The sequence below is a fragment of the Bacillus sp. AY3-1 genome, assembly GCF_008368785.1.
In the GTDB taxonomy this organism is placed as follows: Bacteria; Bacillota; Bacilli; order Bacillales; family Bacillaceae_G; genus Bacillus_A; species Bacillus_A wiedmannii.
In genome coordinates this window covers 74,193-84,633 of the sequence record NZ_QORZ01000026.1, presented here as the reverse complement: position 1 = coordinate 84,633, position 10,441 = coordinate 74,193, and the positions used below count along the sequence as shown (strand labels likewise).

General features: G+C 32.5%; 12 protein-coding genes. 2 read left to right on the top strand and 10 right to left on the bottom strand.

From position 1 onward, the window contains the following. The 7 genes from esaA to DN389_RS24410 form a co-directional block, all read right to left on the bottom strand. On the bottom strand, window positions 1-1,822 hold a 1,822-nt coding region (gene esaA, locus DN389_RS24440), incomplete at its 3' end, for a type VII secretion protein EsaA (protein WP_255451069.1). A gap of 126 nt (window positions 1,823-1,948) precedes the next feature. Further along, window positions 1,949-2,245 (bottom strand): WXG100 family type VII secretion target, encoded by a 297-nt coding sequence (locus DN389_RS24435; protein WP_000918598.1) that lies wholly within the window; start codon window positions 2,243-2,245, stop codon window positions 1,949-1,951. Window positions 2,246-2,610: 365 nt separating this feature from the next. Beyond that, window positions 2,611-3,039, bottom strand: coding sequence for a GNAT family N-acetyltransferase (locus tag DN389_RS24430; RefSeq protein ID WP_098109654.1), 429 nt, complete (start codon window positions 3,037-3,039; stop codon window positions 2,611-2,613). Continuing rightward, a complete protein-coding gene (locus tag DN389_RS24425; protein ID WP_098190173.1) occupies window positions 3,036-3,407 on the bottom strand; it encodes a cupin domain-containing protein in 372 nt (123 codons plus the stop codon). Before DN389_RS24425 ends, DN389_RS24430 begins: the two co-directional genes overlap by 4 nt. A gap of 12 nt (window positions 3,408-3,419) precedes the next feature. Further along, a complete protein-coding gene (locus tag DN389_RS24420; protein ID WP_000222830.1) occupies window positions 3,420-3,905 on the bottom strand; it encodes a GNAT family N-acetyltransferase in 486 nt (161 codons plus the stop codon). After that, window positions 3,902-4,462 carry a 2'-5' RNA ligase family protein gene (locus DN389_RS24415; RefSeq protein ID WP_098803021.1) on the bottom strand — a complete coding sequence of 187 codons (561 nt, stop codon included), beginning with the start codon at window positions 4,460-4,462 and terminating at the stop codon, window positions 3,902-3,904. Before DN389_RS24415 ends, DN389_RS24420 begins: the two co-directional genes overlap by 4 nt. A 6-nt stretch (window positions 4,463-4,468) precedes the next feature. Next, window positions 4,469-5,035, bottom strand: a complete 567-nt coding sequence (locus tag DN389_RS24410; RefSeq protein WP_046959235.1) for a GNAT family N-acetyltransferase — start codon at window positions 5,033-5,035, stop codon at window positions 4,469-4,471. Window positions 5,036-5,171: 136 nt separating this feature from the next. Between DN389_RS24410 and DN389_RS24405 the strand changes: the two genes are divergently transcribed. Beyond that, window positions 5,172-5,798 carry a DUF1648 domain-containing protein gene (locus tag DN389_RS24405; RefSeq protein ID WP_097916208.1) on the top strand — a complete coding sequence of 209 codons (627 nt, stop codon included), beginning with the start codon at window positions 5,172-5,174 and terminating at the stop codon, window positions 5,796-5,798. A gap of 47 nt (window positions 5,799-5,845) precedes the next feature. On the opposite strand, the gene DN389_RS24400 is transcribed toward DN389_RS24405, so the two are convergent. Beyond that, window positions 5,846-6,268 (bottom strand): GNAT family N-acetyltransferase, encoded by a 423-nt coding sequence (locus DN389_RS24400; RefSeq protein ID WP_046959234.1) that lies wholly within the window; start codon window positions 6,266-6,268, stop codon window positions 5,846-5,848. A gap of 130 nt (window positions 6,269-6,398) precedes the next feature. Here DN389_RS24400 and pdxR point away from each other — a divergent pair, with 130 nt between their 5' ends. After that, complete coding sequence (gene pdxR / locus DN389_RS24395) at window positions 6,399-7,799, top strand: MocR-like pyridoxine biosynthesis transcription factor PdxR (RefSeq protein ID WP_149237707.1); 1,401 nt, start codon at window positions 6,399-6,401, stop codon at window positions 7,797-7,799. A gap of 46 nt (window positions 7,800-7,845) precedes the next feature. On the opposite strand, the gene DN389_RS24390 is transcribed toward pdxR, so the two are convergent. Next, a complete protein-coding gene (locus tag DN389_RS24390) occupies window positions 7,846-8,691 on the bottom strand; it encodes a YitT family protein (protein ID WP_000755133.1) in 846 nt (281 codons plus the stop codon). Between the two features lie 169 nt (window positions 8,692-8,860). Further along, window positions 8,861-10,069, bottom strand: coding sequence for a macrolide family glycosyltransferase (locus tag DN389_RS24385; protein ID WP_149237706.1), 1,209 nt, complete (start codon window positions 10,067-10,069; stop codon window positions 8,861-8,863). Window positions 10,070-10,441 lie beyond the last annotated feature (372 nt).

Here is a 10,441-nt window from a genome sequence, read left to right as displayed (position 1 = left end):
TTCCCGTTCCGCCTCCTGGGCTTCCTCCGGTTCCGTTATCTTTCCCTGTTGTGTTTTCCATTTTTTTAATAATAGGGTTTTTAGCACTGTGTACTAACGGCATTATGCCATACTGTGATTTATGAACCACATTTTCCACCTTGCTATTTTCCGTTTGTGTTCCTTTATCCTCTTTATTAGGTTCTTCTTTTTCAGAACTAGTTTCTTTTTTATGAGTCCCGCTCAATTCCCACTGCCACGTTACAGGAGAGAAAACATCTATATTGATGTTTGGATCTTTTAACTTTACATGCAAGCTAATCTTTATATCCCCTTCATTACGAGGAGCTATTGTAATTTCTCCTGCTTCGCTTTGAAGAAAGTCACTTGTACGATCCACACCATCAATATGTAACGCTTCTGTACTTCCATCTAGTTTAAATTCTTCTGGAATATTTATCTTCAAAGTTTGTGAAGATTCCATTTTAATTACTTTCGCAATATCACTAAATGTAATTCCCTCTGTATAAAGTTTATCCTTTACTTCTTTAATAGCGCTTCCTAAAGATATTTTATTTACAGGATCATAATAAAAATTATTTTCTTTATTATATTTTTTTGTAAATTGAATTACATTTTGCAGTTGTAATTTCGTTGTATCTGGCAAATCACTTTGACCGATTTCTTCCATGTTTAAACTAGGTAATTTCGCAATTAAATTTTCGATTTGTTTCTTTATTCGAACATCTGGTTGCTTCATTAATGTATTTATAAAGATTTCTTGCTTTCCATCATTCGACATAGATTGCTTTAACTTTTTAATTACCGTCTCTTGAATATCACTTTCTAACTTTCCTGCAAGTTCTGTATCATATTCTGACACTTGTTTTTTTACATCTGTTAAATACTTTTGAATTGTTGAAGCATCAGCTAAAATATTAGGATCTTTCTCTGAAAGCGTAAACTGATTTGCGATAATTTTATTCGCAGATTCTAATGCACTTAACTGTTTTAAAACATCGCCTGAATTCATATCACTCATATACTGATTAAATTGATTTGTAAAATTATTCGCTAACAGATTATTATCCGTTTGTATTTTTTGAAAGTTATTAAATCCTTCTAAATACGTATTATTAGATTTATTCCCTTCATCTAAAGCTTGTCCAAACCCTTTTAAAACATCTTGGAATCCTTTAAAACTATTAACAGAAATACCAGTGTAATCTTGTACCGTTTTAAATTGGTTTGTGTAATTTGCCAACGGGCTATGTACATCTTTTTTATACATAGTCGTTTGATTGGTCCCTTTTTCAATTATTTTACCTATATTATCTTGTGCACCTTGCAACTTACCGATAACACTTGCAAAATAAACATCGATGATTTGCTTATTAAAATCTTCTAAAATAGCAGAAGCTGTATTTTCTGCCTCAGCTTTCAAATCTTTATTCCCAGTTGCATTTACTTTGTAATTTAAAGTTAATTTCTCCGGAAGTTCTGAATCAATTGCAACAGCCTTTCTAGAAAAATCGTTAGGTATTACAATCATCATATTGTAATTATTATTTTTCAAACCACTTTCTGCTACACCACGACTTACTACGTACCATTCTTGTTTCGTATTTTTATTTACATTTTTAACAAATTGATCTCCAAACGCTATTTTATTACCTTCAAATACAGTACCTTGATCTTCATTTACCAATGCAACTGTCATTTTTTGCGTAGTATTCTCATTTGCTTTCTTAACATTTTGATTTAACGCTAAATAGGAGACCCCTGTTGATAACACAAGAGCTAAAATAATAAACAACAAGATGCTCCACTTGAACTTTTTCACTACTTATCACTCCTGCGACTGCGAGTCTATTAAGTTAAAGACTTCGTATCTTACTCTAGTTTTAAAGTAATTTAGCCATACAACGTATGGTTGCATGGCTAAATTATATAGTTCTTTTTATCTGTCTTATTGTAGACCGAAATTACGAGAAAGATCTTCGTCATGTCTTGCAACAGCTTCTGCAGTTTTATTAAGCTGCATATTAATTTCTTGTAATAACTCTGCGAAGTTTTGTACTTTTGGCTTTAATTGATTGAACTGTTGATCAAAACCTTCGAAAGCACGACCTTCCCATTCTCCTCTTAATTCATTTTGTAAGTTTTGTAGTTGACGTAAAATGTCCTCAATTTGATTTGCACCTTGTCCATATCGAGTCGCTTTCGATTTAAGCTCCTCTGGTGACATGCGAATTTGTCCTGCCATGAATAAATCCCCCTTAAAATTTAAAAATAGTAAAATTAACCAAAAATCAATTCTACAAATTGATTATATCAATAATTTAAAAATTTCTAAACAAAAAAATGATATTTTTCCAAATTTTATCTTTTACTATAATAACATTATATTATATAATACTAATTTATTTATTTTTAAGCATACTCTATAAATTTAAAGAAAACCTTTTATTTTATATATCTTTAAGGACTTATCCATTTTTAATTTCAGCAATAAAGTGTTCACTAAATCATTATTTTGTCCTATCTCATTTATGTAAGTTGATTCTATTTGTAATGCCGGATACACCATTTACAAATACGCAACATATTCTCTTTCTCTTTTTATTTTTCTCACTTCAAAGTCATAATTACCTGTCTTTCAACAAAACCAAACTCTTCGTACATCTCTTTCGCAAAATTCCCAGCAAATACATTCAAACGAATTTCTGAATAATTCTTTTGTAATTCCTTAATACCAGCCCACATTAACTTTCTTGACAACCCTTTTCCGCGGTACTCTGGAAAAACATACAATTCGTATATAAACCCTAGTTTTTCATGAGAAAAATAGTCCGTATTTTCCCCTATTAATATCCATCCCATTACATTGTTTTCTTCTTTAACGACTAAATAATATGCTCCCTTTTCTACAATCGACCTTGTGATTTCAATCGCTTTCTCTATACTTAACTGACAATTTCCCCTCGTGCCTTCAAAAAGTGATTGAGCTGCATACTGTAAGATTTCATTCGTTTCTTCTCGATTCGCCTTTTCTATCATTTTTCACAACTCTCATCTTTAATAGGCATTAATATTGCTCGTTCAAGTTCCTCCGACTCAATTACAATTGCCATCAATCCCTTTTCCGTACTCGTTTCATGAGATTCGTCCTTCTCCCAAAACACAGCTTGTCCCGCTTCCACCTTCACTTTTTCTTTATCTGCTCCGCATACATATCCTTCTCCGTCCACAATAAGAAGCAGCTGTGATACAACCGCTTCATGATATCCAATTATTCCATTCTCTCGTAAATGCATAGCACCGATATGTACATTTCCTTTATAGTTTAATATTTTTGACATTATGAAATTAGATTGAAATGCTGAGATTTTCTTTCCCACTTTTTCACTAAAATCAAAAATTTTCATTACTAATCCTCCCTATACGTATAAAACCATCCTTACTGTCTGCATCATATGTCCTTCAAAATCTTCTTCAAATTCCTCTAATTGTGCAAAACCTTTCGCTTCATAAAAACGTTTTCCTTTTTCATTCGCTGCTTCTACATGAATGTATAGTTTCCGAATTCCTTTTAATTCCGTTAACCCTTTTTGTAATAAAGCACTTCCTACCCCTTTCCCTTGCTGATCTGGTAACAAATAAATCGCTCCTAATTCTGCTTCGTTTTGCAATCTAACAGGTGAAAAATTCGCAAAGCCAATTACTTCTCCCTCTTCTTCTGCAACGAATAAATGTGTATTTTCAAGACGATATTTCATTTTTTCATCAGAATAGGCCTCGTCTAAAAATCTGTCTTGAATCTCTCTCGGAATAATACTTTCGTATGTATCATGCCAAGCAACTTTCGCTACTGATTGTACCGCATGGATATCTTCTTGCTTCATTTCTCTAATTACATATGTCATCTCGTTGTCTCCATTCTCTTAAAATTATATTCTGCTAATATACTAGAAGAAATGGCAAAACCTTTTTCATAATTCACCTTAATTAATTTTAATTTCTCAATTGAAGCTGTTGCATAATCAAATTTTTCATAAATATATTCCATTGCAATTAAAAACTGATTTGCATGTAACTTATTTGCAATCGTACAATGCGGAACCCATTTTCCTGCCACATAATATGAATTTAAATTATCATGAAAAGTTTTAAAATTATCATGATAAGAATGATGAAGTTTTAACAATTCATCTGTAATGGTCGGTGCTAAAAAGATCGTTCCATTAGTAGGAAAAACTCCAACAGAAGGAAAATTTATTGCAGCCATATTTTCTTGAACAGCTACAAACTCCTCTAGTTTCTTAGTATATAAGTTAACATCTACCTCATTGTAATCAGCTAATGTAATATGAGGTTCTACTCCTGCTAATTGATTTGTGCCAACGATATTTGTTATTTCATTTTGCAATTCTATAATTTTATTAGTAAACACACGATCAAATGTAGCAATAATAGCGTACATACTTCCTCACCCCTTCGTTACATATAACGCTTCCCATTCTTCACGAATCATTCCCATTCGAATAGAATCATAGTACGTCCCGTTATAATAACGACATTTTCGCATTCTACCTTCTAAGCTCATTCCTATTTTCTCCGCTACTTTCATCATTCGTTCATTGCCAGACCAAGTCGTGATTCCTACTCTGCCAATCTCCATCTTTTCAAATAGTAAATCTCGATATAACGTTAACGCCTCTGTACCATAACCACCATTCCAGTAATTTGGATTATAAATAACAAGCCCCATCTCTAACCAACGCGTCGGTTTATATTCCCAATAAAACCCGATTGTCCCTATAATTTGACCGTTATTTTCTATAATTAAATTTGATAGTGGTTCTTCTTTTAAACGAGTTTTCATCTTCTCTTTATAAGACGAGTATTCTTGCATTGAAAACGGAAAATACGGTGCATCCCATTTTTTCCATTCTGGATTTTCTTCTTTAAATACGAGATCCCATAATCTTTTTATATCTGATTCTTCAATTGCACGAATTGTAACTTTATCCCCTTTTACTCTTACGTTTTGCATAATTTCCTCCTACACTCCTCTTTATTTCATATATAATTATAATATTTTTTCAGAAAAATCAAAACAAATATCGTTTATTATATTGTATAATTTTGTTATAAGATACCAATTATTCATGTGGAAAGCTGGTGATTCAATGAATAATCGATTTAGTATTACTTTATTTCTCACTATTATTACAACAAATATTATTCTCTATTTCTTCTTACCATTACGTATTGTTACGAAATGGGACTTCAATGGAACGCCTACATCAACAATGGATAAAAGCACTTTTGTTATCGTAAATATAATTATATGTACCTTCTTATTCTTTTTATTTTTAGCTTTATCTAAAGCAGCGAGTAACCAGAAATTTCTCCTTTGGATTGGCAACACAATTTTACTATTTTTATTTTTTGTTGATATTGTCATTGCTCTCATCGCTCTTGGCTTCACTCTTCCTCTTGATCATTTAATATTTTTAGCATTAGGGCTTTTATTTATAGTAATAGGCTATTTCAGTTCCAAAATTGATACGAGTAAATCAACGGTTTCATTGGAATGGAATGATAAACACCTTGAAAAAAGAGCTTCAAATATTTGTAGTATTTCAATGATAATAGCAGGTATTTTCCTAGCCGGGCTTCCATTTATCGTTCCTGTTCCGTATAGAGGTTATGCTATAATCGCAATTATTTTAGGAATGACGCTTGCCATTTTACCGAGTACGATTTACTTACTTATGAAAGACAGCAAGCAATCTACTCATTTAAAAAGGTAATAAAAAAATAGGTTCTATATATTATGTCATATAGAACCTATCCTTCTTTATAATTCTTTATAAAAAGAAAAACTTACCTTATCATAACCTTCTCTTTCATAAAAGCGGTGAGCGTCTAATCTAGGAAATGCTGATGTAAGAGCGATGGACTCACATTCGTTTTCTTTTCCCCAGTTCTCTATATATGATAGTAATACATTCCCATACCCTTTTGAACGATGTGCTTCTGCTGTTACAAGGTCATATACGAAAACGTGCTTCTTATTATAAAAATTCGTACAAATCGCTACACCGGCTAGACTCACAACTTCATCCCCTTCATTACGTAGCGAAAACAGTTTATAATTTTCTTCTTTCATTTTTTGAAATAAAGAACTTACTTCTTCTTTTGAAAGTTTTGTTCTTAACTGTTGTAATACAGGAAATACGTCATGTAAATCCGCTTCTGTTACTACTTCTCTAATATTCATTTTGATTCTCCCCTTACTATTTATAAAATTTTCTAAATGTTATATCATCATTATAGAAAGCCACTGTCCTTAGCTTAAGTGACAGTTTTATTCTTTTTTATAAGGCCAGTATGAAAAGGAGCGTCTACGAATGGATCTGACTATCCCATTAGTATTACAAAGTAAAACACCCCTTTACTTACAAATTTATGAATATATGAAACGTGAAATCTCTCATGGGTCACTACGTGCCGGTACACGCCTTCCTTCTCACAGAAATTTAGCAGTACAACTTAATGTGAGCCGTATTACAGTGGAATCTGCTTATCAACAATTACTAGCTGAAGGGTATGTAGAAAGCAAACCGAAACGTGGGATTTTTGTTGCAGAAGTTGATATTGATGTCATTCAAAAGAAACAGCAAATTGCGTCAAACAGTGCTAACAATAAAGAAAACGAACAATATGATTATGATTGTAGTCAAGGACTTATTGATCAAAAAGCTTTTCCGATAACAAACTGGAAAAGAGCAATACACGAAACTTTATTTCAGTATGAAAATGAATTATTTGCTAAGGAAGATCCACAAGGTGAGCTCGTTCTACGAGAACATATTTCAAAGTATTTATATCATGCTCGCGGGGTACATTCTTCACCTGATCAAATTATTATCGGAGCAGGTACGCAGCCTCTTCTTTGGCTACTACTTCAGCTGCTTGGTTCAAAAAAGGAATTCGGAATCGAAAACCCTGGATTTCACCGTATTCCTGCTATGATTCAAAGTTCTGGTCTTACCGTTCACCCTATCCCTTTAGATGATAAAGGGATTCATATTTCCGCTTTACGTGAATCGGGTTGCAATGTAGCGTATGTCACTCCATCTCACCAATTTCCACTTGGAATCATTATGCCGTTATCTAGAAGACTCGAGTTATTAAAATGGGCGAATGATTGTAAGGGCTATATTATTGAAGATGATTACGACGGGGAATTCCGTTATATAGGAAAACCTATTCCTTCTTTACAAGGACTAGATGCAAATGAACATGTTATTTATATGGGAACTTTCTCGAAATCTTTTTTACCTTCTTTACGAATGGGATATATTGTTTTACCACCTCATCTGTTAAGAGCCTATGAAGAGCTTGGTGGTATGTTTAAACAAACTGTTTCTACGCTGCAGCAACTTACCTTTGCCACCTTTATTCAAAATGGTGATTGGGAACGTCATATTAACCGAAGTCGGACGTTATATAAAAGAAAACATATTTCTTTAATTAAATCTATTACAAACGAGATGGGAAATAACGTTCATATACTCGGTGAACAATCCGGACTTCATATTGTACTTCACGTTCATAACGGGATGAATGAACAAGAACTTATTCATGCAGCCGCAAAAGAACGTATTAAGTTATACCCTCTCTCCACATACGATTCTGTTCATAATCTAATGGATGAGTCGTATGTATTGCTCGGTTTTGGCAGTATTCCAGAGGATCGTATCGAAACCGTTGTCCAATTACTGAAAAAGGCCTGGTTCGCTAAATAAAAATAGCTCCACGCAAGTTATACTTACGTGGAGCTATTTTCATTCACTATTTTTCTGATCTCGCAGTCCTTCCCGGACGCTTAACACCAGTTGTTTCTGTTGAATAGGAAGCTTCAATGATAGCAGTTGGATCTACAGAGAGAACGAGATCTTTCATTTTCGGATAAATGAAACGGTTTGTAATACAATAAATGATTCTCTTATGTTCTCCTAAAAAACCACCTTCTCCATGTAGATACGTAACGGATAATTGCAATTCTTTCATAAGTAGATCGCCTATTTCTTTATTTTTACCAGAAATAATCATAACGCTCTTTCCTTGATTAATACCATCTAATATGAAATCAATCATCTTCGTAACAATATAGAAAATTGCTAATGAGAACATCGCTTGTTCAATTGAAAATAAAATGGCAACAAAAATGAAAATAACCGCATTTACAGCAAGTAAAAATGTACTAATCGGCACTTTAAAATGTTTATTCATCCAAACAGCTAACATTTCTGATCCATCAATTGCTCCGCCCATTTTTACTACAATCCCTACTCCCACACCAAATAGAACTCCTCCATAAAGAACAATTAACAATTCAGAAGTTGTAATTGCTGGAAACGGTTTTAAATAAATCAATCCGAGTGTTGTAACAACATTTGCATAGGATGTACGGATAAAGAACTTCTTTCCCATTACTTTTGCAGTAAATAATAAAATCGGGATATTAATTCCTAAGAACACTCCATAAAGCGGCAATCCTGCAACTTTATTCGCCATAATAGCAATGGCCGTTACTCCGCCATCTACTAATCCATTAGGTGCTAAAATAAGTTCTAATGAACCCGCTACAATAATTGAGCCAATTGTTAATAATACGTATTCAAATACTTTCTTCATTCATTACCCCCAAAACTTATATATTTTCTTAGTATTATTTTAACGTAATTTTACTACTAATTCAAAGATATGAGTTTATATACACAAAAGTTTCACCTTTACAGTGATTTTTTATGTAATTTATTTATAGAAACACACTTACATATTACAGTAAGTGTGCTCCAAACATTTATTTAAGTTTTAAGTATGAATTCATCTTCATTTTAAATATTTCATCAACTGCCCTATTATACCCACCAGCATTTCGAAGTGACTCTCCAACTTTACGACTATTTTCCTTAAACGTCACATCATCTATAACTTTTTCTACAGTCTCACGTAACAATTCAGAAGTTAATTCTTTACGATTAAGCCTTATTCCAGCCCCTACTTCGGTCACTCGTTTCGCAACTAAAGGCTGGTCTCCTGTTACCGGAATTACAACTAACGGGACACCATAATATAACGCTTCACTCGAACTATTCATACCACCATGTGTCACGAATACATCAGCATACTGTAATACTTCTAATTGCGGCACATAATTATACAACTTAAAATTTTTCGGAATGTTTTCAAATTGATTTATATTTATTTTCTTACCAACAACTAATACGACTGTCGCTTCTACATCTTTAAACGCTTCAAAACATTTTTCATATAGTTCAGGTTGTTCATTAAAAACTGTTCCCATAGAAATGAAAATCAATTTTTCATCTTTTAAATCTTCCATAGAAAAGCTGTCTACTTCTTTTCGAGTAGCAATTGATGGGCCGACAAACTTATACGATTCATCGAATACATCTGAACGCGGTTGGTATTCTTTTGAAGTATATACAATAGTAATATCACCAGGATGATTCATAATATCATACATACTATTACATTTCATTCCATACTGCCTATTCCATTTTTCCATTCCCGCTAAACAAGATTGATATAATGGATTCGTTTCATCTACTTGTCTTGATTCTTGTTCATCATTAAAAGTAATGTACTGATTAAAAGCAAATGTTGTACAAGAAGAAACGCTAGGTAATTTTAAAACATTGGCTATAATACGTCCTACGGGAAAATGATTATCGTATATCAAGTAATCGTACTTTTCCCCTTTTGTTTCTTCTACAATTTGAGTCACAATACGCTCTGATGCCTCAATCATATGAGATAGCATCGTCAAAGGACTCCCACCTTCATTTACTCGTTCCATAATATTAATTTGAGAGAGGAAATTCTCAAACACTCGGAATTCTGCACCTGTTGCTTCAATCTTCTTTCTATAATCTCCAATACAATACGAAACAACTGTTTCCCCTCGCCGAATTAACTCACTTACAATAGCTAAAGTCGGATTTATATGACCTTCTCCGGGAAAATTTATTACGAGTACATTTGCCATCATATTCTCTCCTATCTAACAATATTAATAGTTAATTATATTAATTAATTTAAAACTATTATAAAGGAATCTATTCTACTTCTTCATATTTTTCACTTCATTTTATTATTGAGAAATATTTTTCATAACCTACATTATAACTCTTATAAAAGTATGCTTAACCTTTCATTTATTGAAAAATACGGGAGTTACATTCAGGCATTTTTACAGATTTATCATCAGAAACATTATTTTGATAATTCATACAAAACTAGAAAAATATAATTTCCACACTGATTTCTCACTATAAATTTATTTAAGTTCTATGTTGTCCTTATCTTTATCCATTTGGAACATATTATGTTATATAATGAATTTATAGAATTTACAGAA

What these genes read in the sequence shown, in the direction of transcription:
- DN389_RS24435 (WP_000918598.1), bottom strand. Translation starts at nt 2,245, where the DNA reads ATGGCAGGACAAATTCGCATGTCACCAGAGGAGCTTAAATCGAAAGCG.
- DN389_RS24430 (WP_098109654.1), bottom strand. Translation starts at nt 3,039, where the DNA reads ATGATAGAAAAGGCGAATCGAGAAGAAACGAATGAAATCTTACAGTAT.
- DN389_RS24425 (WP_098190173.1), bottom strand. Translation starts at nt 3,407, where the DNA reads ATGAAAATTTTTGATTTTAGTGAAAAAGTGGGAAAGAAAATCTCAGCA.
- DN389_RS24420 (WP_000222830.1), bottom strand. Translation starts at nt 3,905, where the DNA reads ATGACATATGTAATTAGAGAAATGAAGCAAGAAGATATCCATGCGGTA.
- DN389_RS24415 (WP_098803021.1), bottom strand. Translation starts at nt 4,462, where the DNA reads ATGTACGCTATTATTGCTACATTTGATCGTGTGTTTACTAATAAAATT.
- DN389_RS24410 (WP_046959235.1), bottom strand. Translation starts at nt 5,035, where the DNA reads ATGCAAAACGTAAGAGTAAAAGGGGATAAAGTTACAATTCGTGCAATT.
- DN389_RS24405 (WP_097916208.1), top strand. Translation starts at nt 5,172, where the DNA reads ATGAATAATCGATTTAGTATTACTTTATTTCTCACTATTATTACAACA.
- DN389_RS24400 (WP_046959234.1), bottom strand. Translation starts at nt 6,268, where the DNA reads ATGAATATTAGAGAAGTAGTAACAGAAGCGGATTTACATGACGTATTT.
- pdxR (WP_149237707.1), top strand. Translation starts at nt 6,399, where the DNA reads ATGGATCTGACTATCCCATTAGTATTACAAAGTAAAACACCCCTTTAC.
- DN389_RS24390 (WP_000755133.1), bottom strand. Translation starts at nt 8,691, where the DNA reads ATGAAGAAAGTATTTGAATACGTATTATTAACAATTGGCTCAATTATT.
- DN389_RS24385 (WP_149237706.1), bottom strand. Translation starts at nt 10,069, where the DNA reads ATGGCAAATGTACTCGTAATAAATTTTCCCGGAGAAGGTCATATAAAT.